The organism is Stenotrophomonas sp. YIM B06876 (genome assembly GCF_030711595.1).
Taxonomy (GTDB): domain Bacteria; phylum Pseudomonadota; class Gammaproteobacteria; order Xanthomonadales; family Xanthomonadaceae; genus Stenotrophomonas.
Genome location: NZ_JAUJUJ010000584.1, coordinates 1 through 414, shown reverse-complemented (window position 1 = coordinate 414; position 414 = coordinate 1). Strand labels below are relative to the sequence as shown.

General features: G+C 63.3%; 1 protein-coding gene. It reads left to right on the top strand.

Going from position 1 to position 414, the window contains the following annotated elements; genetic code table 11:
• Nucleotides 1-414: DUF3362 domain-containing protein (locus tag QZH66_RS18580; RefSeq protein ID WP_305807258.1), on the top strand; the 414-nt coding region annotated here is incomplete at both ends.

Here is a 414-nt window from a genome sequence, read left to right as displayed (position 1 = left end):
CCCCCGAGCACACCGAGGCCGGCCCGCTCACCAAGATGATGAAGCCGGGCATAGGCAACTACGACAAGTTCAAGGCGCTGTTCGAGAAGTTCAGTGCCGAGGCGGGCAAGAAGCAGTTCCTGATCCCATACTTCATCGCGGCCCACCCTGGCACCAGCGACGAAGACATGATGAACCTGGCCATCTGGCTGAAGAAAAACGGCTTCCGGGCCGACCAGGTGCAGACCTTCTACCCCAGCCCCATGGCCACGGCCACGGCCATGTACCACAGCAGCAAGAACCCGCTGCGCAAGGTCACGCGCGACAGCGAAACCGTGGACATCGTGCGCGGCGAGAAGCGCCGGCGCCTGCACAAGGCCTTTTTGCGCTACCACGACGCGAACAACTGGCCGCTCTTGCGCGAGGCGCTCAAGG